The organism is Qipengyuania sp. YIM B01966 (genome assembly GCF_016461955.1).
Taxonomy (GTDB): domain Bacteria; phylum Pseudomonadota; class Alphaproteobacteria; order Sphingomonadales; family Sphingomonadaceae; genus QFOP01.
In genome coordinates this window covers 391,045-416,039 of record NZ_JADMNM010000001.1, presented here as the reverse complement: position 1 = coordinate 416,039, position 24,995 = coordinate 391,045, and the positions used below count along the sequence as shown (strand labels likewise).

General features: G+C 67.0%; 23 protein-coding genes. 13 read left to right on the top strand and 10 right to left on the bottom strand.

Annotated elements, in window-relative coordinates; all coding sequences use genetic code 11:
* Positions 1-21: 21 nt before the first annotated feature.
* Positions 22-2,925 carry a valine--tRNA ligase gene (locus ILT46_RS02095; protein ID WP_199502950.1) on the bottom strand — a complete coding sequence of 968 codons (2,904 nt, stop codon included), beginning with the start codon at positions 2,923-2,925 and terminating at the stop codon, positions 22-24.
* A gap of 82 nt (positions 2,926-3,007) precedes the next feature.
* Here ILT46_RS02095 and ILT46_RS02090 point away from each other — a divergent pair, with 82 nt between their 5' ends.
* Genes ILT46_RS02090 through ILT46_RS02075 form a run of 4 tightly spaced genes read left to right on the top strand, consistent with a single transcriptional unit; the run spans position 3,008 to position 6,654 of the window.
* Complete coding sequence (locus ILT46_RS02090; protein ID WP_199502949.1) at positions 3,008-4,120, top strand: MlaE family ABC transporter permease; 1,113 nt, start codon at positions 3,008-3,010, stop codon at positions 4,118-4,120.
* Positions 4,117-5,061, top strand: a complete 945-nt coding sequence (locus tag ILT46_RS02085) for an ABC transporter ATP-binding protein (RefSeq protein ID WP_199502948.1) — start codon at positions 4,117-4,119, stop codon at positions 5,059-5,061. The genes ILT46_RS02090 and ILT46_RS02085 overlap by 4 nt, the downstream gene beginning before the upstream one ends.
* Positions 5,062-5,074: 13 nt before the next feature.
* Entirely contained in the window at positions 5,075-6,055 is a 981-nt protein-coding gene (locus ILT46_RS02080; protein ID WP_199502947.1) for an MlaD family protein, read from the top strand.
* An 8-nt stretch (positions 6,056-6,063) separates the two neighbouring features.
* Entirely contained in the window at positions 6,064-6,654 is a 591-nt protein-coding gene (locus ILT46_RS02075) for an ABC-type transport auxiliary lipoprotein family protein (protein WP_370592286.1), read from the top strand.
* Positions 6,655-6,660: 6 nt separating this feature from the next.
* On the opposite strand, the gene ILT46_RS02070 is transcribed toward ILT46_RS02075, so the two are convergent.
* Genes ILT46_RS02070 through crcB form a run of 6 tightly spaced genes read right to left on the bottom strand, consistent with a single transcriptional unit; the run spans position 6,661 to position 10,487 of the window.
* A complete protein-coding gene (locus tag ILT46_RS02070) occupies positions 6,661-7,359 on the bottom strand; it encodes an ATP12 family protein (protein WP_199502945.1) in 699 nt (232 codons plus the stop codon).
* Positions 7,356-7,583 carry a hypothetical protein gene (locus ILT46_RS02065; RefSeq protein WP_199502944.1) on the bottom strand — a complete coding sequence of 76 codons (228 nt, stop codon included), beginning with the start codon at positions 7,581-7,583 and terminating at the stop codon, positions 7,356-7,358. The genes ILT46_RS02070 and ILT46_RS02065 overlap by 4 nt, the downstream gene beginning before the upstream one ends.
* Complete coding sequence (locus ILT46_RS02060) at positions 7,580-8,233, bottom strand: HAD-IA family hydrolase (RefSeq protein ID WP_233396893.1); 654 nt, start codon at positions 8,231-8,233, stop codon at positions 7,580-7,582. Before ILT46_RS02060 ends, ILT46_RS02065 begins: the two co-directional genes overlap by 4 nt.
* Entirely contained in the window at positions 8,230-8,841 is a 612-nt protein-coding gene (locus ILT46_RS02055) for an FMN-binding negative transcriptional regulator (protein WP_199502943.1), read from the bottom strand. The genes ILT46_RS02060 and ILT46_RS02055 overlap by 4 nt, the downstream gene beginning before the upstream one ends.
* 6 nt (positions 8,842-8,847) lie before the next feature.
* Complete coding sequence (locus ILT46_RS02050) at positions 8,848-10,086, bottom strand: RluA family pseudouridine synthase (RefSeq protein ID WP_199502942.1); 1,239 nt, start codon at positions 10,084-10,086, stop codon at positions 8,848-8,850.
* Positions 10,083-10,487 (bottom strand): fluoride efflux transporter CrcB, encoded by a 405-nt coding sequence (gene crcB / locus ILT46_RS02045; RefSeq protein ID WP_199502941.1) that lies wholly within the window; start codon positions 10,485-10,487, stop codon positions 10,083-10,085. Before crcB ends, ILT46_RS02050 begins: the two co-directional genes overlap by 4 nt.
* A 225-nt stretch (positions 10,488-10,712) precedes the next feature.
* Between crcB and rpsU the strand changes: the two genes are divergently transcribed.
* From rpsU to ILT46_RS02000, 9 genes are all read left to right on the top strand, one after another.
* Positions 10,713-10,919: a 30S ribosomal protein S21 gene (gene rpsU, locus ILT46_RS02040; RefSeq protein WP_199503100.1), complete on the top strand. Its 207-nt coding sequence runs from the start codon at positions 10,713-10,715 to the stop codon at positions 10,917-10,919.
* Positions 10,920-11,035: 116 nt separating this feature from the next.
* Positions 11,036-11,599: an FKBP-type peptidyl-prolyl cis-trans isomerase gene (locus ILT46_RS02035; protein ID WP_199502940.1), complete on the top strand. Its 564-nt coding sequence runs from the start codon at positions 11,036-11,038 to the stop codon at positions 11,597-11,599.
* Between the two features lie 14 nt (positions 11,600-11,613).
* Positions 11,614-13,314 (top strand): DUF4153 domain-containing protein, encoded by a 1,701-nt coding sequence (locus ILT46_RS02030; protein WP_199502939.1) that lies wholly within the window; start codon positions 11,614-11,616, stop codon positions 13,312-13,314.
* A gap of 42 nt (positions 13,315-13,356) precedes the next feature.
* Positions 13,357-13,659 (top strand): Asp-tRNA(Asn)/Glu-tRNA(Gln) amidotransferase subunit GatC, encoded by a 303-nt coding sequence (gatC, locus tag ILT46_RS02025; RefSeq protein WP_199502938.1) that lies wholly within the window; start codon positions 13,357-13,359, stop codon positions 13,657-13,659.
* Positions 13,659-15,170, top strand: coding sequence for an Asp-tRNA(Asn)/Glu-tRNA(Gln) amidotransferase subunit GatA (gene gatA / locus ILT46_RS02020; RefSeq protein ID WP_199502937.1), 1,512 nt, complete (start codon positions 13,659-13,661; stop codon positions 15,168-15,170). Before gatC ends, gatA begins: the two co-directional genes overlap by 1 nt.
* The gene (gatB, locus tag ILT46_RS02015) at positions 15,161-16,663 is read left to right on the top strand and encodes an Asp-tRNA(Asn)/Glu-tRNA(Gln) amidotransferase subunit GatB (protein ID WP_199502936.1); all 1,503 of its coding nucleotides are present in this window, start codon (positions 15,161-15,163) and stop codon (positions 16,661-16,663) included. Before gatA ends, gatB begins: the two co-directional genes overlap by 10 nt.
* Positions 16,664-16,763: 100 nt before the next feature.
* Positions 16,764-17,546: a hypothetical protein gene (locus tag ILT46_RS02010; protein WP_233396892.1), complete on the top strand. Its 783-nt coding sequence runs from the start codon at positions 16,764-16,766 to the stop codon at positions 17,544-17,546.
* On the top strand, positions 17,543-18,757 hold the full coding sequence (locus ILT46_RS02005; protein WP_199502934.1) for a M48 family metallopeptidase: 1,215 nt from the start codon (positions 17,543-17,545) through the stop codon (positions 18,755-18,757). The genes ILT46_RS02010 and ILT46_RS02005 overlap by 4 nt, the downstream gene beginning before the upstream one ends.
* A complete protein-coding gene (locus ILT46_RS02000) occupies positions 18,754-19,374 on the top strand; it encodes a hypothetical protein (protein ID WP_199502933.1) in 621 nt (206 codons plus the stop codon). The genes ILT46_RS02005 and ILT46_RS02000 overlap by 4 nt, the downstream gene beginning before the upstream one ends.
* A 56-nt stretch (positions 19,375-19,430) precedes the next feature.
* Here ILT46_RS02000 and ILT46_RS01995 read toward each other — a convergent pair whose 3' ends face one another.
* The 3 genes from ILT46_RS01995 to ILT46_RS01985 all read right to left on the bottom strand — a co-directional run bounded on the left by ILT46_RS01995 (position 19,431) and on the right by ILT46_RS01985 (position 24,990).
* A complete protein-coding gene (locus ILT46_RS01995; RefSeq protein ID WP_199503099.1) occupies positions 19,431-19,745 on the bottom strand; it encodes a hypothetical protein in 315 nt (104 codons plus the stop codon).
* 90 nt (positions 19,746-19,835) lie between these two features.
* Complete coding sequence (locus tag ILT46_RS01990) at positions 19,836-22,787, bottom strand: M16 family metallopeptidase (RefSeq protein ID WP_233396891.1); 2,952 nt, start codon at positions 22,785-22,787, stop codon at positions 19,836-19,838.
* Positions 22,768-24,990: an acylase gene (locus tag ILT46_RS01985; RefSeq protein WP_370592285.1), complete on the bottom strand. Its 2,223-nt coding sequence runs from the start codon at positions 24,988-24,990 to the stop codon at positions 22,768-22,770. Before ILT46_RS01985 ends, ILT46_RS01990 begins: the two co-directional genes overlap by 20 nt.
* Positions 24,991-24,995 lie beyond the last annotated feature (5 nt).

The window sequence follows — 24,995 nt, the reverse complement described above, 5'->3', positions numbered from 1 at the left end:
GCCGTGGGTTGCTGGAAAGGCTCACCCCAGCCGCGCCAGCGCCGCCGCGAGCCGCTCCGCTTCGGCGGTGTGATGGGCGTGATCGGCGCGCGCCTTCTCAATCGCTTCGGGCTTGGCCTTTTCGACGAACGCCGGATTGCCCAGCCTTCCGGCAAGCGACTTCGCTTCCTTCTGCGCCGCCTCTAGCGCCTTGGCGAGGCGCGCCCGTTCGGCGGCGATGTCGATCACCCCTTCGAGCGGGACGATGATATTGGCATCCCCTGCGCCGATCTGCATTGCCGCGCCCTCCGGGGCCGGCTCGAAGCGAATGCCGCCAAGCCGCGCCAACCGCTCGATCGCCGGGCCGTTGCGCTCGATAATTGCGCGGGTCGCCGGCGACGGATCGGGCAGATAGGCCTCGAGCCGCGCGCCGGGCGCGATGCCCAGCTCGTTCTTCGCCGCGCGCACATTGCCGACCAAACCGATCAGCCATTCGACCTCGCGCTTGGCCGCCGGATCGACGGTGGCGGCGGGTTGCGGCCATTCGGCGGTAATCAGCGGATAATCCGCCCGCGCGCCCATCTTCGACCACAGTTCTTCGGTGACGAACGGCATGAACGGGTGCAGCATGACGAGGATCTGATCGAGCACCCATCCGGCAACGGTGCGGGTTTCTTCGTCGAACGAACCCTTCACAAGCTCGATATACCAATCGCAGAACTGGTCCCAGACGAAGTGGTAGATCGCGTTCGCCGCCGCGTCAAAGCGCAGGTCGGCCATCGCCTTGTCGAGTTCGGCGAGGGTTTCGACCACTTCGCCGATGATCCACCTGTTGACCGCGCTGCTGGCCGCAGGCGCTGCCAGTGTCTGGCTCGCGCCAATCCCATTACTCTGGCAGAACCGCGCCGCGTTCCACATCTTGGTGGCGAAGTTGCGATAGCCTTCGACGCGCCGCTCATCCATCTTCACGTCGCGGCCCTGGCTTTCCATCGCCGCCATGAAGAAGCGCAGCGCGTCGGCGCCGTACTTGTCGATCAGGCCCAGCGGATCGACGACGTTGCCCTTGGACTTGCTCATCTTGGCCCCGTCCGCCGCGCGCACGAGCCCGTGGAGATAGAGCCGCTTCCACGGGTTCTCGCCCGTCATCGCCTGTCCCATCATCATCATCCGCGCATCCCAGAAGAACAGGATGTCGAAGCCGGAGATGAGGAGGTCGTTGGGGTAGTGGCGGGCGAGGAGCTCGGTCTGCTCCGGCCAGCCGAGCGTGGCGAAAGGCCACAGCGCGGAGGAGAACCAGGTGTCGAGGACGTCCTCGTCGCGACGCAGGGTGACCGTGTCCTGATCTACTGGCTGCGCTCCGACGTCGCAGACGCTCCCAACCCAACCGATTTCGCGAAAAGCAACTGACACCGATTTGGCATCGATGAACTCAACTCTCAACTTGCGTCCGGCCTCGCTCTGGTAATGATCTAGCGCTAGTTCACCCGCGCTTGCTTCGTTTTCGGCAACGAAGATTTTCCCGTCAGGACCAAACCACGCCGGAATCCGGTGCCCCCACCATAGCTGCCGCGAAACGCACCATGGCTGGATGTTCTCCATCCAGTTGAAGAAGGTCTTCTCCCAGCTTTTCGGCACGATCTCGACCGCGCCCGAGCGGACGGCGTCGAGTGGCTTCACGGCCATCTTCTCGGCATCGACGTACCACTGGTCGGTCAGCATCGGCTCGATCACCACGCCGCCGCGGTCGCCGAAGGGCTGCATGATCGGCTTGTCTTCGACCATGACCATCAGGCCTTCGGCGTCGATATCGGCCACGACGCGCTTCCTCGCCTCGTAGCGGTCGAGCCCGCGATATTCGTCGGGGACGAGATTGAGTGCGTCGACCGCATTGGCGTCGGGCGCAACCTCTCCCCGCGCGATCCGCATCGCCTGTGCGCTGGCTTCTGCGTAGGGGGCGCCGTCGGCGCGCATTGAAGCGACCTCGTCCATGAGGCGATACATCGGGATGCCGTTGCGGCTAGCGACGCCGTAATCGTTCTCGTCATGCGCGCCGGTGATCTTCACCGCGCCGCTGCCGAAATCGGGATCAGGATAGTCGTCGGTGATGATCGGGATCAGGCGGCGGTGTTCCTTGGGCCCCACCGGGATCTCGCAGAACTTGCCCACGATTGCGGCGTAACGCGCGTCCGAGGGATGCACCGCCACCGCACCGTCGCCCAGCATGGTCTCGGGACGGGTGGTGGCGATCGAGATGTAGTCGCGCTCTTCCTCCAGCGTCACGTTGCCATCCGTGTCTCGCTCGACGTAGGTGTAGGTCTCCCCGCCCGCGAGCGGGTATTTGAAGTGCCACATGTGGCCCGGCACCTCGCGGTTCTCGACCTCGAGGTCGGAAATCGCGGTCTTGAGCGCCGGGTCCCAGTTTACCAGCCGCTTGGCGCGATAGATCAGGCCGCGGTTGTAGAGGTCGACGAAGACCCTGGTCACCGCCGCGCTGAAATGCGGGTCCATGGTGAACTGTTCGCGGCTCCAGTCCATCGAGCAGCCGAGGCGGCGGAGCTGGCGGGTGATCGTGCCGCCGCTTTCGTGCTTCCATTCCCACACCTTGTCGACGAACTCTTCGCGCGAATAATTGGTGCGCTTGTCCTGCCGCTCTTCCATCTGCCGCTCGACCACCATTTGCGTGGCGATGCCGGCGTGATCGGTGCCGACCACCCAGAGCGCATCCTTGCCGCGCAGCCGCTCGTACCGGATCACCACGTCCTGCAACGTGTTGTCGAGCGCGTGGCCGATATGCAGGCTGCCGGTCACATTGGGCGGCGGGTTGACGATGGTGAAGGGCTCCGCGTCCGGCCGGTGCGGACGGAACAGGCCGTTATCTTCCCAATAGGGATACCACTTCGCCTCGATCGCGGCGGGGTCGAATGTCTTTTCAAGCTCTCTTTTCATCGCCCCGCGCCCATGCCAGCCGCGCCCCGCCGGTGCAATCGCGGCTTGTCGCGCGCGCAAAATCGCCGCATAGCCCGCCGCTATGCCAGAAGGCGCGGGCTATACAATCGAGGGGGAACAGGGCGGCGCCGTGCGACTGGTGCTGACCGGGCCCTATCTCGTTTCCACCATCGGGGTGATCGATCAGGACCTGCGCGATCTGCCCGGCCCAATTGCCGAGGTGGACCTGTCGCAGACGACCGAGCTCGACACGGTCGGCGCGTGGCTTGCCTGCCATATCGCCACGCGCCACCAGGCGAAGATCATCGGCAAGGACGAGAACGCCGAACGGCTGCTGAAGGCGGTATCGGTCGGCGATGCCCCGGCCGAAGTCGCCGCGCCGCGCCTGCCGCTGACCACCCGCGTGCCGGTGGCGGTGGGGGAGAAGCTCTATAACGCGCGCGCAGCGATCGTCGCCGTGGTTGGCTTCATCGGCCAGATGGTACTCGCGGCGGCGAGCGTCATCCGCCATCCGCGCCGCTTCCGCACCAATGCGCTGGTCCGCCAGATGGAGCTGGTCGGCGTGTCGGCGCTGCCGATTGTCGGATTGATGAGCTTCCTGATCGGCATCGTCATCGCCCAGCAGGGCGCGGTGCAGCTGGCGCAGTTCGGGGCCGAGACCTTGACCGTGAACCTCGTCGGCCGGATTACCTTGCGCGAACTGGGCGTGCTGATGACCGCGATCATGGTCGCTGGCCGCTCGGGCAGCGCGTTTGCGGCGCAGATCGGCACCATGAAGCTGACCGAAGAGGTCGATGCGATGCGCACCATCGGCATTTCGCCGATGGAGGCGCTGGTGCTGCCGCGCATCCTTGCCGCGGTACTGATGATGCCGCTCCTGGGCTTTTACGCTTCGCTGATGGCGATCATCGGCGGGGCGACGATCAGCGAGCTTTCGCTCGGCATTCCGTTCGCGACGTTCCTCGCGCGCATTCAGGAAGTGGTGCCGACCTATGACCTGTGGGTCGGATTGATCAAAGCGCCGATATTCGGCCTGATCGTCGCGCTGGCCGGCTGCTATCAGGGAATGCGCGTCGAAGGCAATTCGGAAGAAGTCGGCCTCAGGACCACCAATGCGGTGGTCTATGCGATCTTTGCGGTGATCGTGCTCGATGCGTTCTTCGCGGTGTTCTTTACCAAAGTGGGCTGGGCATGACCGGCGACCTGCCCCCGGAAACCCCGCTGCCCGAGGATGAGGAGCACGAGGATCTCGCCGCCGCGATCGAGCGGGGCGAAGCGCCCGGCCGGTTCGAGAAATTCCACGGCGCGCATCCGATTGTCATCAGCGGGCTGGAAAACCGCTTCGGCGAGCAGGTGATCCACGACAACCTTTCGCTCAAGGTCAATCGCGGCGAAATCCTCGGCGTGGTCGGCGGGTCGGGCACCGGCAAATCGGTGCTGATGCGCTCGATCATCGGGCTGCAGCAGCCGACGGCGGGCAATATCGAGGTGTTCGGCCGCTCGATTACCGAGGCCGAACCCGACGAGGCGATCGGCGTGCGCAATCGCTGGGGCGTGCTGTTCCAGGGCGGGGCACTGTTTTCGACCCTGACGGTGGGCGAGAATGTCGAGGTGCCGATCCGGCAGTTCTATCCCGATATCGAGCCCGATATCTTGCACGAGATTGCCCGCTTCAAGGTGCTGATGTCGGGCCTGCCGGCCGATGCGATCAACAAGTTCCCGAGCGAATTGTCGGGCGGGATGAAAAAGCGCGCGGGCCTCGCGCGGGCGCTCGCGATTGACCCAGAACTGCTGTTCCTCGACGAGCCGACCGCCGGGCTCGACCCGATTGGCGCCGCCGCGTTCGACCAGCTGACCAAGGATCTGCAGGCCACGCTCGGACTGACGGTGTTCCTGATCACGCACGATCTCGATACGCTCTACGAAATCTGCGACCGCGTGGCCGTGCTGGCCGACAAGCGAGTGATTGCGGTGGGGACGATCCCCGAGCTGATCGCCACCGGCCATCCGTGGATCGAGGAATATTTCAACGGCCCGCGCGGGCGCGCGGCGCTCGGCACCAAGGAACGTCTCGACGCCGCCGCCGCATCTGCCGCGTCAACGGCGATGGACAAAGCGCCGGCCAGCGGGGCATAGGATCGAAACGGTTATGGAAACACGCGCCAATCACCTCTGGGTCGGGATTGTCACGCTGGCGCTGCTCGCGGGGCTGGCGCTGGCGATCGTGTGGATTGCGCGGCTGGGGCAGAGCAACCTCAACGAATACGACATCTTCTTCAAGCAGTCGGTCTCCGGCCTCGCCAAGGGGTCGCAGGTCGATTACGCGGGCGTGCCGGTGGGCCAGGTGGCCGATATCGAGCTGTGGCAGAAAGACCCGCAATTCAAGCGTGTGCGGATCAAGGTGGAAGGCGATGTGCCGATTTTGGTCGGCACCACCGCCACCATTCAGGGGTCTTTCACCGGCGTATCGACCATCATGCTCGATGGGGCGCGCCGCGGCGCTCCGCCGCTGACCTGCGGCGAAGGCGAAGGTACGACCGCCTGCCCCGAAGGCGTGCCGGTGATCCCGACCAAGCCCGGAGGATTGGGCGAATTGCTGTCTAATGCGCCGCTGCTGCTCGAACGGCTGGCGACGCTGACCGAACGGCTGACGATGCTGCTGTCCGACCGCAATCAGGGCGAGATTTCGGGCATCCTTGCCAATACCAACGAGATGACCGCCGCCCTCGCGCAGACCGCGCCGCAGACCGAACGCACGCTGGCCGAGTTGCAGGTCACCTTGCGCGAAGCGTCGCAGGCGCTCGATTCCTTTGAACAGGTCACCCAGTCCACCGACCGCCTGCTGAATCAGGAAGGGGGCGCGCTGGCGGCCGAACTGCGCCGGACCCTGTCGGAAGCGAGCGGTGCGGCCAATGCGCTCGAGGGTACGCTGCAGGCTGCGCGCCCGGCGGCCGAGCGCCTCAACACGCAGACGCTGCCGGCGGCCGAGGCGACGATCGAAAGCGCGCAGGCGGCGATCCGCGACGTCCAGGCGACCAGCCGCGCACTGCGCCAACTGACCGAGAAGATCGAGGCCCAGGGCGCCGGCGGCCTGATCGGCGGCCAGAAACTTCCCGATTACGAACCATGAGGGCGATGATGCCGACATTTACCCGCACCCTGCGCGGCGCCGCGCTCTCCGCTTTGGCCGTGTCGCTCGCCGGCTGCGTCAGCCTCGGCGGCAAGGTGCCTGATACGCTGCTGACGCTGACGCCCGATGCCGCGGTGCCCGCCGGCAATACCGCCAGTTCCGCAGGACGCACGATCGCGGTGATCGAACCGTTCGCCGCCCAGCGCCTCGCTGTGACGCGGGTGCCGGTGCAGGTCAATGCGGCCAATGTCGCCTATCTCAAGGAGGCGGTGTGGGTCGAACGCCCGGCGCGTCTGTTCCGCAACCTGCTGGCGGAAACGATTCGCAGCCGCACCGGGCGCATGGTGCTCGACAATGACGACACCGGTGTTGCCCCCGAAATACAATTGCGCGGCGCGCTGCGCGATTTCGGCTACGACGCGCAGACGTCGTCGGTGGTGGTGCGCTATGATGCAATCCGCGAACAGGGCGGCACGGCCACGACCCGGCGGTTCGAGTCGGTAATTCCCGGCGTGGCCCCTGAAGCAGCACCCGTGGGGGCAGCGCTCAACCAGGCGGCCAATGACGTCGCCCGGCAAGTCGCCGACTGGGTGCAATAAGCGCGCTCAGCTGGCGCGCGCGGCGGCCAGGAAGCGCGCCGCGGCGAGGAACTCGGCACGCTTGGCCGCGCGGCGCTCCTCCGCCTCGTCATCCCGGCCCCACAGGTCCGCCTGCCATTCCTCCTCGAGGGTTGCCGCCTCCCACAGCATCGGCACATCGGCCCTCGGTTCGGCCACGGCCATTGCGATCGTCAATGATGCCGCCAGCGATGCGAGCGTCTGCACGGCAGCCAGCGAGAACGGATCGAATTTACCGAGCCGCGCCCGCAAGGCGGCGAGCGTAGCCTCGGGCTGGGCGCGGTAGCCAACCCCGCTTACGCGGTGCATCACCACGCCCTCGCGCGCTTCGAGCGCTGCCAGTAGCGGCTCCCACACCGCCTGCTGGTGGCGATACAGCGCGTCTTCGGGATCGGCGCGGTAACATAGCGTATCGGTCTCCGCGAACCGGATGAGCTTGGCGATAGCGGCGGCCGGATCGGGCGCGACGATGTCGATCGCGTAATCGGCCAGATCGCGCATGGCAAAGGCGCGCGGGTCGATCACAGCGCCCTGCGCCGCCCATTCCGCCGCCAGCAATTCGGCCAGAGCGCGTTGCGGCACGATCTGCGGCGCGCCGCCGGCCGTGCGGATGCCGCGCCCGTCAAGCATGACCTGCCAGCCGCCGGCCACTTCGGCCACGGTCACCGCCTGGTAAAACCGCTTCATTGCCGTGGGCTCTGCCATTGGCGGGCGAGCAGGATGGGGGCGATGAATGCCTCGGCCACGCCGACCAGCAGAAGCACCACGCCAGCAGCGCGCGGCAGTTCGACCTTGCCGGTCAGCACCGCCAGCCCCGCCAGCATGAACACGATGCCCGACAGCCGGGTGAGCTGGATCAGCCAGAACCGCCCACGGGCGGGATCGGCGGCAGGGGTAGGGTTCTCGTTCATCGCTCCAGCAACTCCGCCAGTTCGGCCGGAGTTGCCGCCACCGCCTCGGCGCCATCCGCCAGCAGTTCGGCCACGCTGTGATAGCCCCAATCAACCCCGAGCGGGCGGACCCCGGCAGCCCGCGCCATCGCCATGTCGAAGCCGGTGTCGCCGATCATCACGGTTGTTTCCGGGGTTGCCCCCGCCTCCGTCATGGCCGCTTCGAGCATCGCGGGGTGGGGTTTGGATGGGTGGCGGTCCGCCGTCTGGAGCGAGACGAACAGGCCGGCAATGCCATGCGCGGCGAGGCAATGGGCGAGCCCGCGATCGGATTTCCCTGTCGCCACCGCCAGCGACCAGCCATTCCCGGCGAGCGCGTGGAGCAGTTCGGTTATGCCGGGAAACAGCGGCTCTTCCAGCGCGCCGGCTTCGCGCGTGGTGCGGAAGGTCGCCTTGTACGCCGCGACCACCACCTCGCACTGCTCTTCGCTGGCATCGGGCGCCAGCAGACGCACGGCTTGCGGCAGCGACAGGCCGACGATCCGGCGGATCGCGTGGCGCGCAGGCGGGGCAAGGCCGGCGGCGGCGAACCCCGCTTCCATCGCAGCGCAGATCGCTGCCTGTCCATCGACCAGCGTGCCGTCGCAATCGAAAACGGCGAGGCGGATCATGCGGGTGCTCCCGACACGTCCCGCAGCCAGCTGGCAAGTTCGGCATTGCCGGTAAGCCCGTGCGCGACGGCTATGGTTTCGCGCACGGCCGCTGGCTTGTTCTGCGACAGCTTCACCGTCGGCCGAGCGGCGTCCACGATCATCTCGAACCCCGCGAGCGCCGCGCGCATCCGCGCCCAGCTGCCCCCATCGATCTCGCCCGGCGACCACGCCTCGCCATCGGCGATCGCGGCCTCCGCCTGCTGGCCGAGCGCCCTCAGATGCGTCTCAAGCTCCGCCTGATCGAGCGCGCGGACGACCCCTTCCAGCTCGAGCGCGACATAATCCCAGGTGGGCACGGTCGCCCGGTCGGCGTACCAACGCGGGCTGACATAGCCGTGCGGGCCATTGACCACGATCAACGCGCGGCTGTTCGCCAGATGCGGCGCGAGATCGTTGCGGCGGGCGAGGTGGAACTGGATGCGCTGCGCCCCTGCTGGGAGCAACGCGGCATGGGCCACGCGCGGGCCTGCTGGCGTCTCGGCAAAGACCATGCCGAACCCTGCTCCGTCCAGCAGGCGCGCTGCCAGCGCGTCAGCATCGCAGCGGAACAGCGGGTTGGGGTGCACCCCGCTTCAGCCCCGGCCGCGTGGCTTGCCTGTCGGGCGCGCGGGCGGCCGGCCAACCGGCGCCTTGCCGCGCGCTGGCCGCGCGGGTTTGCCGGCCGCCTTGACAGCACCCTTGGCGCCCGGCCTGGCGGGGCGCTTGGCCGGTCCGGCGCTCTCCGGGCCGCGCGAGCGGCGCTCCCCCCGGCGTTCCTTGCGCACCTGCTTGGCATGGCGGCGGGCCTGCTGCTTTTTCACCGCGCGCGGCGCTTCGGGCGGGCCTTCGGCAGGGGACGCATCGCTGAGGCTCTGGTCGAAACCCAGTTGTTCCATGCTGGCGGCGAAATGGTCCGGCAGGTCGGCCATCGCGTCGATCCGGTCGCCATCGGGATGGTCGATAATGAGGCGCCGGGCATGAAGGTGCATCTTGCGGCTGATCGACCCGGTGAGGAACGCCGCCTGCCCACCATATTTGCCATCGCCAACGATCGGATGGCCGATCGCCGCGCAATGGACGCGCAACTGGTGGGTGCGGCCAGTCAGCGGCTCCAGTTCGAGCCAGGCCGCGCGGTTGCCGGCGCGCTCGACCACGCGGTAGCGCGTCACCGCCCGCTGGCCGTCGGCTTCGTCGATATGCATCTTCTCGCCGCCGGTGCCGGGCTGCTTGGCCAGCGGGGCGTCGATCGTGCCGGCATCGACATCGGGCACGCCGACCACTAGTGCCCAATAGATCTTGCGCGCCGAGCGGCCCGAAAAACGCTTGGAAAAGAACGCCGCGCTGCCCGGCGTGCGGGCGATCAGCAGCACCCCGCTGGTATCCTTGTCGAGCCGGTGGACCAGCCGCGGGCGCGGGCCCGTCTCGCCGGCGAACGCATCGAGCAGCCCGTCAACATGGCGGGTCGTGCCGCTGCCGCCCTGCGTGGCGAGGCCCGGCGGCTTGTTGAGGACGATCGCCGCGCGGTCCTGCTCGATCACCATCGCTTCGGCTTGGGCCAGTTCCTCGGGCGTCGGGATGCGGCGGGGGCGGGCGGTCTTGCCGCTGGCAGGCTCTGCCCCGCCCGGCGGTACGCGCAGGCTCTGCCCGGTGACGAGGCGATCCTCGGGCTTGGCGCGCTTGCCATCGACCCTGAGCTGGCCGGTGCGCGCCCAGCGGCTGATCGTGGCAAAGCCGATTTGCGGCAGGTTACGCTTGAACCAGCGGTCGAGGCGGACGCCGTCATCATCGGGGCCGACCGTGAACTGCCGGACATTGAGTTCCGGATCGCTCATGCCAGCCCCCGCATCGCGGAAACGCCCAGCCACAGCCCGGCGAGGCCGGCCGCGACCGACACCAGCGCATAGGCCAGTGCGAGGCCCGGCGCGCCGCGCTCGATCAGGCTCAGCAATTCGAGGCTGAAAGCCGAAAAGGTGGTGAAGCCGCCGAGCAGGCCGACACCCAGCAGAAGCCACCATCCTTCCGCGCCATCATGCCGTGCAAGCCAGCCGGCGAGCAACCCCATGGCAAAGCTGCCCGTGACATTGACCGCCAGCGTCGCCCAGGGGAACGCCGCCGCAGCCGATGGCCCCAGCCAACGGGCAACCGCGCCGCCCGTCTGATAGCGCAGCACCGCCCCGAGAGCGCCGCCGAGCGCGACCTGGAGGCTGGCGGCAAGAGGGTGCGCGGCGTGCATCGCCGGGCCTTAGCCCCGCCATTCCGCGCGCGAAAGCCCCGCTGCTACAAAAGCCGGTGCGCGGTTGCGGCGCGTCAAGGCTTGCCTTTTACCCCGCCCATAGCTAAGCGCCGCTCCGATTGAGCCGATCCGGGACGGATTCGGCGCGAATCCCTTTGATAGATCGTGGGTGCATCCCCGCACGCAAGCGGGCTTTTGCACCTTTGCTGTGAGGTGTTGGAATTTATGCAAATCATCGTTCGCGATAACAATGTCGAGCAGGCCCTGCGTGCGCTCAAGAAGAAGCTGCAGCGGGAAGGTGTCTATCGCGAGATGAAGCTGCGCCGCCACTTCGAGAAGCCGAGCGAGAAGCGCGCTCGCGAAAAGGCCGCCGCCGTCCGCCGCGCCCGCAAGATGGAGCGCAAGCGCGCCGAGCGCGACGGCGCCAAGTAAGCGATGCGACCAGGCGGGCACGATCCCCGCTTGAACCCACAGCGAGCATAAGCCATCAGGGCGCGGATCACCTCCGCGCCCTTTTGCTTGCGCGCCCGCCCAGTCGAGGATTTTGCATGACCGAGATTACCCGAGTTCCGCTGCAACCGATCGCGCGCGGATCGCTGACGAAATTGTGGCTGGGCGTGATTGCCGCGGTGCTGCTGGGCGCGGGGATTGCCTGGGCGGCGGCGCCTAAGGGCGTCGAACTGACGGAAATGACCGCCGGCACCGGGGCCAATCCCACGGCCGAAGATGTCATCCTGGTCAATTACAAGGGGATGCTCGCCGATGGCACAGTGTTCGATCAGGGGCAGGGGGTCCCGCTGCCCCTGCAGGGTATGATCCCCGGTTTCACCGAAGGCGCGCTCAAGATGCAGAAGGGCGGCAAGTACCGCATGGTGATCCCGGCCGACAAGGCTTACGGCGCCGAGGAGAAGCGCAATCCGATGACCAATCAGGTTGTCATCCCGGCCAATAGCGACCTCACTTTCGAGGTCGACCTGATCGACTTCATGCCTGCCGCTGCCTTCGAGCAGCGGATGCAGGCGATGCAGCAGATGATGCAGCAGCAGCAGCAGCAGAGCGGCGGCGGTGGCGGAGGCGGAGGCGCGCCGGCGCCGGGCGCGCCCCCGCGCTAAGGAGCGCTGAGCCGATGAACGAGACGCCCGGCCGCCTCAGCGCGCTTGAGCCGCCGCATGGCTACGGCGCCGATTGGCCGATGCGCGAATGGCTGCTGGCGCTGCTGGGCGCGGCCGCCGGGCTGGCGTTCTATTTCCTGGTCAAGGGGCCGGAGAACGTGCCCTGGCGGATGGCGCTGGCGACCTTCGTGGTTGCCGCGCCGCTGACCGCCGGGCTGACGCTGGAGCCGCGTCGCTGGCAGGAAAGCGCGCTGTTTTCGGCGCTGGCCGGCGCGGTGCTGGCAGGCCTTGCCTGGCATGTGGTCCGGTCGGAAGGGCACGTCGCGGCGGGCGAATTTGCGTTTGCTGCTGGCGTCGTCGCGGCGTTGATTACGATCCCGCTGTTTCAGGCGGGTTTCCACCGCACCCGCTGGGCAACGCCCTATCGCGACCTGCATTATTTCGCCTGGACCGACGCGATCAGCGGCGCAGGGGCACTGGTGTTCACCGGCCTCGCCTGGGCGGCACTGGCGCTGCTCTCGGCGCTGTTCCAGCTGCTCAAGATCAACGTCCTCAGCGAACTGATGAACCAGGACTGGTTTGGGCCGACTTATTCGGGTCTGGCCTTCGGCGCCGCGCTTGGGCGGTTGCGCAACCAGCTGGCGACGCTTGGCACATTGCAGGGCATTGTCGCGCTGGTGCTGAGCCTGTTGGCGGTGCCGCTGGCAGTGGGGCTGGTGGTGTTCCTGGGTGCGATGATCGTGTCTGGCCCGCAAGTGTTGTGGGAGGCAACGCGCAGCGCCACACCCGTGCTGCTGGCCTGCGCCGCGGGCGCATTCCTGCTCGCCAATGCCGTCATCCGCGACGACGATGTCGATATCACAGGCAACCGGCTGGTGCGGCTGGCGGGCCTCGTGCTGGCGCTGGCGATTTTGCCGCTGACCTTCTTTGCCGCCATCTCGCTCGGCACGCGGATCGCGCAATATGGCCTCAGTCCCGAGCGGCTGTGGGGGATTGTCGCGATCGCCGTCGCGGTTCTGTGGGGCGCAGCCTACTGGCTGGCGGTTATCCGCGGCCGGCGCACGGGCTGGACCGCCCGGCTGCGCGAAGCGAACATGCATCTGGCGCTGGTGGTCAGTGCGATTGCGCTGTTCCTGGCGCTGCCGATCCTCGATTTCGGCAGCATCGCGGCGCGCAGTCAGGCCGCGCGCCTCACCAGCGGCAAGGTAGCGCCGGGCAAATTCGATTTCGACGCACTGCGCTGGGATTTCGGAGATGGCGGGCGGCGGGTGCTGGCCAGGTTGCAGCGTTCGCCCGATGCCAGTGTCGCGCGGCTCGCCAGAGAGGCTGCCGAACGCACGCAGCGGCCGATATTTCAGGCCCCCAGCGCCGAACAGCGCGACGACATGGCGGCCAAGGCCCGTTTCCGCTTTGACGACCCGCAATTACGGCGCTGGGCGCTGGATCACCTTGCCGCCAATCCCTGGTTCTGCCAGCCGGCCTGTCTGGTGTTCGATATGGGGCAGGCGCCGCGCGGACACGAGGTCGCCTTCGTTACTGCCAACATGGTCCACCGCGCGCGCTTCGATCGAGAGGGGCGACCGGTCGCGCCGCCGCCGCAGCCCGCCTCGCCTGAAATTCTCGATCCGCGCGCGCTGGACGGGCGGGTCGAACAACGTACGCAGACAGTTACGCGCTTCTTCGTCGATGGCCGGGAACTGCCCGAAGCGCGGTAAGCGCGCTTGAAGCCGCAGCCCTGCCCGGCTAGGGCGCGCGCCATGTCTGTCGACAAGGAAACCGTGGCCCGGATCGCCAATCTTGCGCGCATCCGGATGGATGATGCGGCGCTTGACCGCATGGTCCCCGAACTCAACAACATCCTCGCCTGGGTAGAACAGCTGGGCGAGGTCGATTGCAGCGGGGTCGAACCGATGACAGCGGTCATCCCAAACACGCTGCGGCTGCGCGACGATGTAGTCAACGCCGATCCGCTGACCGGCGGCGGGGTGCGCGATGCGGTGCTGGCCAACGCCCCGGCACCCGAACACGGCTTCTTCGGCGTGCCCAAGGTGATCGAATAATGACCGAGCTGACCGATCTCGGGATCAAGGCCATCCGCGACGGGGTGGTGGGTGGCAGCTTCACCGCGGTTGAAGTGGCCGAGGCGTTCAACGCCGCCGTCGCCGCGGCCAATCCGGCGCTCAACGCCTTCATCGTCACCACCCCCGACCACGCGCTGGATGCGGCGCGGCGCGTCGATGCGCAGCGGTCTGCTGGCGAGACGCTCGGCGCGATGGCCGGCGTGCCGATCGGGATGAAGGATCTGTTCGCCACCAAGGGCGTGCAGACCACCGCGGCGAGCCATATCCTTGAAGGCTTCGTCCCGCCCTATGAAAGCACTGTGTCTCAGAAGCTGTGGGATGCCGGCGCGGGGATGCTGGGCAAGCTCAATCTCGACCAGTTTGCGATGGGCTCGTCGAACGAGACCAGCTATTTCGGCAATGTGATTTCGCCCTGGCGGCGGGCCGATGGCGGCAATGCCCCGCTCGCGCCGGGCGGTTCGTCCGGGGGCAGTTCGGCGGCGGTCGCGGCGCGGATCGCGGCGGCAGCAACCGGCACCGATACGGGCGGCTCGATCCGCCAGCCGGCGGCCTTTACCGGAATTACCGGGATCAAGCCGACTTATGGCCGCTGCTCGCGCTGGGGCGTGGTGGCGTTTGCCTCTAGCCTTGACCAGGCCGGGCCGATGGCGCGCGATGTCACCGATTGCGCGATCATGCTGGGGGCGATGGCCGGGTTCGACCCCAAGGATGCGACCAGCCTCGACCTGCCGGTGCCCGACTGGGCGGGCGCGCTCAATGCCGATTTGCGCGGGGTGAAAGTCGGCATTCCGCGTGAATACCGGATGGACGGGATGGATGCCGATGTCGCGGCGAGCTGGGACCAGGGGATCGCCTGGCTGAAGGATGCGGGCGCCGAGGTGATCGATATCAGCCTGCCGCACACGCATCATGCGCTGCCGGCTTATTACATCATTGCGCCCGCGGAAGCCTCGTCCAACCTCGCCCGCTATGACGGGGTGCGCTACGGTCTGCGCGAGCTGCCTGAACCCGGATCGGGGTCCGGGACAAGCGGCGCTGGCTTGCAGGACATGTACGCCGCCACCCGCGCCGCCGGCTTCGGCGACGAGGTCAAGCGCCGTATCCTGATCGGCACCTATGTGCTCTCCGCCGGGTTCTACGACGCCTATTACACCCAGGCGCAGAAGGTCCGCGCGCTGATCGCACGCGATTTTGAACGCGCCTTCGAACGCTGTGACGTGATCCTCGCCCCGACCTGCCCGACCGCCGCCTTCGGCCTCGGCGAAAAAAGCGCCGATCCGCTGGCGATGTATCTGAACGATGTGTTCGCCGTCCCCGCCAGCCTTGCGGGCCTGCCCGCAATGAGCGTGCCCGCCGGATTGAACCGCGAAGGGCTGCCGCTGGGCCTCCAGCTGATCGGCCGCGCCTTTGACGAACAGAGCGTCCTCAATGCCGGCCTGGCCATCGAGCAGCGCGCGGGGTTCAACGCCAAGCCGGAGACATGGTGGTGAGTTCGTACCGCATCCAGGGCGCCACGGGTGAATGGGAGGTCGTCATCGGCCTCGAGGTTCACGCCCAGATCACCACTCAGGCCAAGCTGTTTTCGGGCGCGGCGACGGCGTTTGGGGCGGAGCCGAATACGCAGGTCAGCCTGGTTGACGCGGCGATGCCGGGAATGTTGCCGGTGCCCAATGCCGAATGCATCCGCCAGGCGGTCCGCACGGGCCTCGCGATTGACGCCGCGATCAACCGCTGGAGCCGGTTCGACCGCAAGAATTATTTCTACGCCGATCTGCCGCAGGGCTACCAGATCAGCCAGCTCTATCACCCGCTGGTCGGTGAAGGGTCGCTGACCATCGATGCGGACGAGAAGGCCGGCATTCCGGCGGACAAGGTAATCGGCATCGAACGCATCCATGTTGAGCAGGATGCCGGCAAGCTGATGCATGACCAGCATCCGACGATGAGCTATGTCGATCTCAATCGCAGCGGCGTCGCGCTGATGGAAATCGTCAGCCGCCCCGATATGCGCAGCCCGGCCGAGGCGGGTGCTTATGTGCGCAAGCTGCGCGCGATCCTGCGTTATGTCGGCAGTTGCGACGGCAATATGGAAGAAGGCTCGATGCGGGCTGACGTCAATGTCAGCGTGCGCCGCCCGGGCGAAGAATTCGGCACCCGCACCGAAACCAAGAACGTCAATTCGGTCCGCTTCGTGATGCAGGCGATCGAGCACGAAGCGCGCCGCCAGGTCGATCTGATCGAAGATGGCGGCACGGTGGTGCAGGAAACCCGCCTGTTCGATCCCGGAACCGGCACCACCCGCGCCATGCGCAGCAAGGAAGACGCACACGATTACCGCTATTTCCCCGATCCCGACCTGCTGCCGCTGGAACTGGACGAGGCGTTCATCGCCGAATGCCGCGCCAGCCTGCCCGAACTGCCCGATGCCAAGCGCCGGCGGTATGAAGGCGAGCTGGGGCTGTCGGCCTATAATGCCGGCGTGCTGACCGCCGAGGTCGAAACGGCGGGCTGGTTCGAGGAACTGCTCGCCGCCAGCGCCGCCAAGGCCGGCAAACCCGAAGCCGAGCTGGCCAAGCCGGCCGCCAACTGGCTGTTGTCCGAACTGTTCGGCGCACTGAACAAAACCGGCACCGCGCTGGCCGATTCGCCTGTCACGCCCGCCGCCGGGGCCGAATTGCTGGCGCTGGTCGCCAAGGGCACGATCTCGGGCTCGATCGCCAAGCAGGTGCTCGAAAAGATGCTGGCGAGCGGTGACGGTGCCGAGGCCATAGTCGAGCGCGAGGGGCTGATGCAGACCAGCGATACCAGCGCGATCGAGGCAGCGGTGGATCAGGTGCTGGCCGCCAATGCCGACAAGGTGGCCGAGTTCAAGGCCGGCAAAGAGGCGCTGTTCGGTTTCTTTGTCGGCCAGACGATGAAGGCGATGCAGGGCAAGGGCAATCCGCAACTGGTCAACCAGGTGCTCCGCCAGAAGCTTGGCTGAACAGGTTTTTCACTAGGCATTCAGCCGCTTGCTGCTGTAGCCTGCCGCTTTCTGGCGCGTGATCGCGCGCGTCCGCGGGGAGCAGGCGATGAAACGATGGATGACCGCCGCCATGGCCGCGATGCTGGCGCTGGGCATGGCAGCGCCGGCGCACGCGCAGTTCGGGGCGGGCGAGGCGAGCGCGGTGCGCGAAGATTTCGTGCTGCCGCAGGGCGAGGTGCGGATTCTTGTTTTTCGCCCGGAAATCCGCGTCGGCGCGCAGACCATGGGCGGGATGCACGAACCGAACGCTGAATGGACCGAAACGGCCAAGGGCAACATCATGGCCGCGCTCGAGGCCGAACAGGCCGCGCGCGGGACCTCGCTGGTGATCGTCCCGGAACTGGACGGCGAACAGGGCGAACTGGTCGCTGATTATACCGCTTTGTTCCAGACCGTCGCCGGCGAAGCATTCCAGCACAAGCTGTTTCCCGGCAACCGCCTGCCGAGCAAGCGGCACGACTTCGACTGGACGCTGGGCGCCGAAACTGAGCAATTGCGCGCGCTTGGCGGCGATTACGGACTCTTCCTCGTCACCAATGACAGTTACGGCTCGACCGGGCGCAAGGTGTTGCAGGTGCTCGGCGCCGTGGCCGGCGTCGGGCTGGTGCCGTCAGGCGTCCACATGGGCTATGCCGGGCTGGTCGATCTGCGCACCGGGCACCTCGTCTGGCTCAATGGCGATCTGCAGATGGGCGGCGATGTCCGCACCGCCGAAGGCGCGCAGAAGCGGGTGGCGCAATTGCTGGAAGAATTTCCGCTGCGCGCGACCGGCCAGCCTGCGCCAGAGCGCGCGCGCGAGGTCACCGTGACAGGGGAAACCCCGGCGGAGCCGAAGCCATGATCCGCCGCGCTGCGCTGCTTGCCGCGGCCGCAATGCTGGCGCCGCTGCCGCTGGCGGCGCAAGATGCCGCGCCCGCGCCGGCAACGACCGCCACCCCGCTCCCTTCGGCGCACGGCTACCAGCCGCAGGACGAGCTTGAGCGCGGGCTGTGGTACGAAATGGCCGAGCAGGAGCGCCTGCTGCGCCAGTCGCATTTCCTCGTCGATGACCCGGCGCTCAATGCCTATGTCCGCGGTGTGCTGTGCCGCACGGTGGGGGCAGAGCGGTGCGCGGCGACGCGGCTCTATCTCGTGCGCACGCCGTTCTTCAACGCCAGCATGGCGCCCAACGGGGCGATGATCGTCAATACCGGGCTGTTGTTGCGGATGCGCGATGAGGCGCAGCTGGCAGCGGTGCTGGGCCACGAATTCACCCATTTCGAACAGCAGCACTCGCTGCGCCTGTTCCGCAACATGCGGACCAAGACCGACATCCTGTCGATCTTCAGCCTCGCGCCCATTCCCTACGCTGCCGGCATGGTCGGGCAGATCGCGATTCTGTCGTCGGTATTCGGCTTCAACCGCGAGATGGAGCGCGAGGCCGATGCCGGCTCGATCGCCGAGCTGGCCCGCGCCGGTTACGACCCGACAGCGGCGAGCACCATCTGGCAGCAATTGGGTGACGAGATGGACGCCACCGCGGCCGAGCGGCGCCACCGCAGCCGCCGCAACAGCAATGGCGGCCTGTTCGCCACCCATCCGCGCACGACCGAGCGGATGGAAACGCTGGCAGCCTTGGCTACGCAGGCCGCAGCCAGCGCCGGCGCTGCCGAGAGGCGGGCGGCCGAATATCGCAGCAACCTTCACGCCTGGTGGCCGCAACTGATCGACGACCAGGTTCGGCTCGCGGATTTCGGCGGGACCGAATATCTGCTCTCCACGCTGGCCGGGCCGGAACCGGATGGCTGGACCGCCGACCTCCTGTACGCGCGCGGAGAGCTTTACCGTGATCGCGGGCGCGAGGGGGATTTCGCGTCGGCCGCGACCTTCTATCGCCAGGCGATCGATCAGGGCGGCGGGCCGGAGGAAAGCTGGCGCGGCTACGGCCTCGCGCTATTGCGGCAAGGTCATGCGGCCGAAGGGCGCGCTGCGCTCAGAACCTACCTCCAACTGAAACCGCAAGCGCACGATGCCGCGATGCTTGGCGCCATGGCGGCGGAGCCTGTGACATGAAGCTGACCGCGATCCGCACCATGCTGCTGGCGCTGGCCGCCTTGCTGGCGGTGCAGACCACGCCAGCCGATGCGCAATTCCTCAGCCAGTGGCGGATCGTCGCCGCCGGCCAGCCGCGCGAGGTCGGCAATAGCGAATTGCTGGTGACCCCGGTCAGCGACTGGAACCGCTCCACCAACCGCCCGACCCGCTACAGTGAGGCGTGGACGCAGGACGGCATGGCCCTGAATGAACTCGACTTCATCGTCGCGCTGAAAGAGGGCAAGCCGCTGTTCCGTGAGCGCAATCGCCGGCGCGATCCGCTGCCAAAATTCGACGCCGATTTCCTGCCGACCGACATTGCCGAATTCTTCGAGAACAGCGCGCAGGTGGTGCTCGGCGGGTCGCTGTTCACGGTGACCGAAGTGCGCCCGGCGCATCTTGCCGGATATCCCGGCGTCCATTTCGCTTATACCTATACCGGCGGCGACAATGTTGACCGGCGGGGCGAGGTGCGCGCGGCGATCATCGACAAGAAGCTCTATCTGATCAATTTCGACGCGCCCAGGATACACTATTTCGATGCCTCGATCGGCGAAGTGCGGCAGATGATGGACGGGGCGCAGTTCCGCCGCTGACACGAAAAAGGCCGGCGGATCGCCCGCCGGCCCCTTCCTGATCCCGAGGCGATTGCTCAGGCCTTGGCAGCGTCCGAACGGGTGCCGGTCATCGCCATCGAACCGAACGCGCCAGCATTGACCGAACCGGTCAGCGTGTCGCCGTCAACCGTGGCGCTGCCTTCGAGCGTCATCGGCATCGGCACGGTCATGTTCATCTTCCAGGTGAGGTTGTTGCCATCGACCTTGCCATCTTCGACCTGCATCGAACCCATCTGGCCGGCATTGTTGCCGGTGAAAGTACCGTCGCCATTGTCTTCGATAGTGAAGACGCTCTTCTGGTCACCCATCGGGGTCTTGGTGACGCAATCATAGGTACCGGAAACGGACATCATTCACTCTCCATCTTTGGCTGCATCGGTTGATCGTGCGCAGGCGTGCATTGCCCCTGCTGACAACCCTGTCAACAGGGGGCGCGCCGGTCAGTTCCCGCCCTGCGCTCCGGCGGCGGGGCGCACTTCCACCGGCAGGCCGAGCCGTTCAAGCTGCGGCCGCACCACGCTGGCATCACCGACCACGACATAGACCAGATCATCGCCCCGCATCGCCCCGCTGGCGACCTGGCCAAGCTGCGAGCTGGTCAGCCCGCGATAGCGCGCGGGCAGGGTGGTCCAGTAATCATCCGGCAGACCGTAATTGACCGTGTAGGCGATGCCGCTCAGCACGCTGGCATTGGTCTCGTACCGGCCCGGTAATGCGCGTACCTGGCTGTTGACCAGCCGGCCCAGTTCCTGCTCGGTTACGCCACGAGCGCTGGTGTAATCTGCCAGCTCGCGGCGCAATTCGGTGATCGATTCGCCCGTCCGGTCAGCCTGCACCGGGGCCGAGATGATGAAGGCGTTGCGATCGAGCGGCTGGGTGACGCTGCTGCGCACGCCATAGGACCAGCCTTTCGTCTCGCGCAGGTTCATGTTGATCCGGCTGAGGAAGTTGCCGCCATAGACGTAGTTTGCCGAATCGAGCGGCACCATGTCATCGGTGCCTTTGCCGTCCAGGACGCGGCCGGCCATAATCACGCTCTGCGGCGACGAGGGCCGGTCAATCAGCACGATGCGCGAAGATTGCGTGGGGATGGCCGCGCCAAAGGCCTTCGCCGGGAGAGGCGTCGCCGGGGCCCGCCAATCGCCGAAGCTCGCTTCGAGCAAGCGCGTGACTTCGCCCAGCGATGTGTCGCCGACTACGAAGATGCGCGCATTGTCAGGGCGAATCCATTGCTGGTGGAAGGCGCGCAACTCGTCCGCGCTGGCGCTTTGCGCGACTTCGGCATTACCCGTCCCGCTCGGCGGCACAGCGTAAGGGTGCTGGCCGTAGAGCGTCGCCATCAGTGCCCGCTGCGCTAGTGCGTTGGGATCGTTGAGTTCGTTGCGGATGCGGGTGACCTGCTGCGTCCGCACCCGCTCCACAGCTGCGGGGGCGAAGGCCGGGTGGCGGATGTAATCAGCCAGCAGGGCGAAGCTGGCGCCGAGGTTAGGCGACAGCGCATCGAGCGAGAAATTGGTCGTGTCGGCATTGGCCGATGCGCTGATATTGGCGCCCAGCCGTTCCCTGGCGATGGCCAGTTCTTGCGGGTCGAGCGCGGTGGTGCCTTCGTCCATCGCCGCCAGCATCATCGACTGGATCCCCAGCCGGTCGGCGCGGTCGGCCGAATGCCCGGCATTGAAGGTGATCCGGGTGGAGACCACCGGGACCCCGCTGCGGCGGGCGAAATACACTTCCATCCCGTTCGACAGGGTGGCGCGTTCGACCGCCGGGAATTCGAGCGGGCGCAACTCGCCAACCGGCGGCAGGGTCGAACGGTCGGCGGCGCTGACGGCGCCTGCCGCGCCCTGCGTGCCAAGCACCGGGTCGGCGTAGAAGGCGGGCCGTGCACCCAGCCCTTCGGGGGCTACGATGAAGCCGCCACGGTTCTCGCCGCCCTCGCGGCGCGTGCCAGGCTCAACCGTCAGGGCGAATACGGGCCGCGAGGCCCAGCGGGCGAACACGCTGCGGACCTCCTCGGGCGTCAACCGGGCGGCGCGTTCGAGCATCACGCGGTATTCGGCCGGATTGCCTGAATAAAGCAGCCCTTCGGCCAAGGTCGGCGCCTTGCCCGAAAAGCCGCCGACTCGTTCGAGGCCGCGAATTTGCTCGGCGGCAAAGACCGTCGCGGCGCGCTGCAATTCGTCCGCGGTCGGCCCCTGCGCGATGAACCGCGCCAATTCGGCATCAAGCGCGGCGCCGAGACGCTGCTGGTCAATGCCAGGCTTGGCATCGGCCGAAAACACGAGCTGGCCGGCCTGCGCATAGACGTCGGCGCTGCCAGTGACGCGCACGGCCAGTTCCTGCCCGCGCACCAGCGCGTTATCGAGCCGCGAACTGGCAAGACCGCCGAGCACGCTGGCCCCCATGACCAGCGGCAGATAGTCGGGATTGTCGAGCCCGGGGACCGCCCACATCCGGTAGATGCGCGGCGTCGCCACCTGGTCATAGATCGTTTTGGCGAGCGGCGCGGAAAGCGTCGGCACAGGCGCAGCCACCTGCGGCACGGCGGGGCCGGCCGGAATGTCACCGAACCAGCGTTCGACCTTGGCCCGCGCGGTGGCCGCGTCGATATCGCCGGCCAGCACCAGGATCGCATTATTGGGGCCGTAATTGTCGCGGAACCACTGCTTCACATCATCCAGCGTCGCGCCCGACAGATCGTCCATCGAGCCAATGGTCGAATGGTGATAGGGGTGACCCGAGGGGTAGAGGTTCTCGAGCTGCTCGTATTCGATAAGACCATAAGGTTGGTTATCGCCTTGGCGCTTCTCGTTCTGGACGACGCCGATCTGGTTATCGAGCTTCTCCTGCGTCACCGCGCCGAGCAGATGGCCCATACGGTCGGATTCGAGCATCAGCGTGCGGTCGAGCGCGCCGGTCGGCACGGTCTGGAAATAATTGGTCCGGTCGAACCAGGTGGTACCGTTGAAATCGGTCGCCCCCACTTCCTGCAGCGGCTCGAAGAAATCGCCGGGCGAATTTTCGCTGCCATTGAACATCAGATGCTCGAACAGGTGGGCAAAGCCGGTCTTGCCGCGCGGCTCGTGCTTCGAGCCGACGCCATACCACATCGACACTGCAACGACGGGCGCCTTGCGATCCTCGTGCACCAGTACGGTGAGGCCGTTGGCCAGCTTGAACTGCTGGTAGGGAATCGACACCCGCTCGACCAGCTCGCTCACCGGGGCGGCGGCGAGGGCGTTGGCTTCGGGCGCGGGCGGGGCGCTCGCAACCGGGGCGGCCGGTACTGTGGCACAGGCGCCCAGCGCAAGCGCGAGAAGGCTGGTAGCGGCGAGGTGGTGAAGGCGCATCTTGGTCCCCGATTGATGATATTCAGCGGCGCGCAGGAGCATTTGTAACCCGCTTGCGCGACACAGTATTGGCCAGAATATCCGCGCGCCAGAAATGCACCGGCTTCAAGCGGTGCTGGACGAACAGCGTTGACTGGTCGGTGAAATGCATTGAGCCGGGCCGGGTAGTCGCCGCGCCGAACGGCTGGATCGACTGCGAGCGCACCTTTTGCCCCGGCGCCCATTCGGCGAACATCACGAAGCTGTCGCCGTGGCGCACAGCCAATCGCCCGTCAGGCTCGACGTCCCAGGTGGTGGACGCGCGCAAGGTGTCGCTCCCGCCATCCAGCGGCAAGTCGACCGCGTGCGGACCCGGCTTCTGGCGCAGGCGGAGCACCTCGCTCATCGGGGGATCGATCCGGCCGAAATGGCGCATGAGGTGGGCGGCTGCTTCGGCCAGTTCTTCGCGCGCATCGGGCCATGGCTTGTTCTGATATTCGGCCGACATGAAATCCTTCAGCACGAGCAGCGCCAGCGCGTCGGCTCGGCCGATATTGTCAGCGGTGAGATCCCACCTTGCCAGCAGCGCCTGCGCGGCTGCCAGTCGCCGATCCCCGCGCGGGTCGAGCGCGGCGATCTCGTCCAGCGCGCGGCCGACATAACCGCTGCGTTCGTAGCCAGTATCGTATTTGATGCGCTCCAGCGTGGGGCGGTCGATCACATCTGCTTCGGCCATCAGCCGCGCGGCGCGGCGCGCGCGGTTGGTGGATTTTGCTTCGATCCCCAGCACCGGGTCGAAAGCGGATTGCGCCAGATCGCTGCCCGGCCCGGCAGCGGAAAAGGGCGCGTTGTTGGCGTTGAACAGCCAGCCCGAGGCGGGGTTCACATAGCGCGGGAGCGCCTCATAGCGCACCGGCCCGCGCCAGATCGCCGCGCTGATATCGCCCGGCAGGATGCCGCGCCAGTCAAAGCCGCGCGGCCGGTCGGGCAGGGCGGCGTTATAGACATAGGCGACGTTGCCCGCGGCATCGGCATAGAGGAAATTGGTCGAGGGGATTGCCATGCGCGCCAGCACCGCCTCCCACTCGGCCAGCGAACGCGCCTTGTTGAGCCGGTAATACGCATCGAGCTGGGCAAGGCTCCCCATCCCGGCATAGCGGATGGCAAAGGCGCCCTTGCTGTTCCTGATCACCGGGCCGTGGACGCTGCGATAGATCGTCCGGCGGATCGGCAAGGTCAGCGGGCCGACCTTGACCGGCAGGGTGATCGTCCGGCTGGCAAGCGGCAGCCAGCGGCCGTCAAGCCGGTAATGCGTGCCCGCCTTGTTCAGTACCAACCGGTAGATGTCGATCAGGTCGGGGCGGTTGACCGTGTTGGTCCAGCCAAGGTGCTCGTTATGCCCCAGGAACGGATAGGGGCTGCCCGGAAAGCTCGCCCCGGCGAAATGCCAGCCTTGGCCGCTTTCGACGCGCAATTCGTACCACGCCACCCCGCCGCGCCACGGCTGATGCGCGTTGGAGACCAGCCGCGTCACCCCGTCGCCCGATTTCTTCGGCGCGATGGCAAAGGCGTTCGATCCGGCGAGCGCGCCATCCTCGCCGCCCGGCAGCGGCAAAGCGAGCGCGGTCTGGCGTGCAGGCGTGAGGCCCGGGATTGGCAGCGCGCTTTCGGGCCGCAAGGGCTCGCCCGCCACCAGCGGCCCGATCACTTGGTCGAGCCCGAAGAAGAAGGGCTGGCGCAGGGCGAATCCTGCCGCGACATCGACCCCGCTGATCGGAAACAGCCGCCCCAGTTTGACCTCGCGCGGATGCGCTGCGGCATAGCGATTGAGCCCGGCGGCATAGGCATCGAACAGCGCGCGGGTATCGGCCGGCAGCCTTGGGTATTCGCGCTCTGCCGTGCCGCGCGCGTCGAGCAGGTGATACGCGTAATCGACCTGCGCGCCTTTTTCTCCGGCAATCGCGCCATAGCGGCCGCGGGCCATCGCCAGCACGTCCTGCAGGGTGAAGAAATCATCCTCGGCATGGGCAATGGCGATGCCGAAGGCGGCGTCGGCATCGGTGCGCCCGCTGATATGCGGCACGCCGAATTCGTCGCGGATGATCTCTGCGGAATAGGCGCGTGCGGGCGGCGGGGCGGATGGCGCAGCGGCAAATGGCTCCCATGTCGCGAGCGCAACAAAACCCGCGAACAGAAGCGCCGCCAGCCCGCCGCCGAGCCATGTCAGCACCTTGCCGGCGCGGCTTTGCTTGACCATCGTCGACATCCCTC

Coding starts and splice junctions, on each gene's coding strand:
- rpsU (WP_199503100.1), top strand. CDS start 10,713: ATGCAAATCATCGTTCGCGATAACAATGTCGAGCAGGCCCTGCGTGCG.
- ILT46_RS02080 (WP_199502947.1), top strand. CDS start 5,075: ATGGAAACACGCGCCAATCACCTCTGGGTCGGGATTGTCACGCTGGCG.
- ILT46_RS01995 (WP_199503099.1), bottom strand. CDS start 19,745: ATGTCCGTTTCCGGTACCTATGATTGCGTCACCAAGACCCCGATGGGT.
- gatB (WP_199502936.1), top strand. CDS start 15,161: ATGGTGGTGAGTTCGTACCGCATCCAGGGCGCCACGGGTGAATGGGAG.
- ILT46_RS02010 (WP_233396892.1), top strand. CDS start 16,764: ATGACCGCCGCCATGGCCGCGATGCTGGCGCTGGGCATGGCAGCGCCG.
- ILT46_RS02070 (WP_199502945.1), bottom strand. CDS start 7,359: ATGAAGCGGTTTTACCAGGCGGTGACCGTGGCCGAAGTGGCCGGCGGC.
- ILT46_RS02065 (WP_199502944.1), bottom strand. CDS start 7,583: ATGAACGAGAACCCTACCCCTGCCGCCGATCCCGCCCGTGGGCGGTTC.
- ILT46_RS02005 (WP_199502934.1), top strand. CDS start 17,543: ATGATCCGCCGCGCTGCGCTGCTTGCCGCGGCCGCAATGCTGGCGCCG.
- ILT46_RS02030 (WP_199502939.1), top strand. CDS start 11,614: ATGAACGAGACGCCCGGCCGCCTCAGCGCGCTTGAGCCGCCGCATGGC.
- ILT46_RS01990 (WP_233396891.1), bottom strand. CDS start 22,787: ATGCTCCTGCGCGCCGCTGAATATCATCAATCGGGGACCAAGATGCGC.
- gatA (WP_199502937.1), top strand. CDS start 13,659: ATGACCGAGCTGACCGATCTCGGGATCAAGGCCATCCGCGACGGGGTG.
- ILT46_RS02050 (WP_199502942.1), bottom strand. CDS start 10,086: ATGAGCGATCCGGAACTCAATGTCCGGCAGTTCACGGTCGGCCCCGAT.
- ILT46_RS02035 (WP_199502940.1), top strand. CDS start 11,036: ATGACCGAGATTACCCGAGTTCCGCTGCAACCGATCGCGCGCGGATCG.
- ILT46_RS02095 (WP_199502950.1), bottom strand. CDS start 2,925: ATGAAAAGAGAGCTTGAAAAGACATTCGACCCCGCCGCGATCGAGGCG.
- crcB (WP_199502941.1), bottom strand. CDS start 10,487: ATGCACGCCGCGCACCCTCTTGCCGCCAGCCTCCAGGTCGCGCTCGGC.
- ILT46_RS02075 (WP_370592286.1), top strand. CDS start 6,064: ATGCCGACATTTACCCGCACCCTGCGCGGCGCCGCGCTCTCCGCTTTG.
- ILT46_RS02085 (WP_199502948.1), top strand. CDS start 4,117: ATGACCGGCGACCTGCCCCCGGAAACCCCGCTGCCCGAGGATGAGGAG.
- ILT46_RS02060 (WP_233396893.1), bottom strand. CDS start 8,233: ATGATCCGCCTCGCCGTTTTCGATTGCGACGGCACGCTGGTCGATGGA.
- ILT46_RS01985 (WP_370592285.1), bottom strand. CDS start 24,990: ATGTCGACGATGGTCAAGCAAAGCCGCGCCGGCAAGGTGCTGACATGG.
- gatC (WP_199502938.1), top strand. CDS start 13,357: ATGTCTGTCGACAAGGAAACCGTGGCCCGGATCGCCAATCTTGCGCGC.
- ILT46_RS02090 (WP_199502949.1), top strand. CDS start 3,008: ATGCCAGAAGGCGCGGGCTATACAATCGAGGGGGAACAGGGCGGCGCC.
- ILT46_RS02000 (WP_199502933.1), top strand. CDS start 18,754: ATGAAGCTGACCGCGATCCGCACCATGCTGCTGGCGCTGGCCGCCTTG.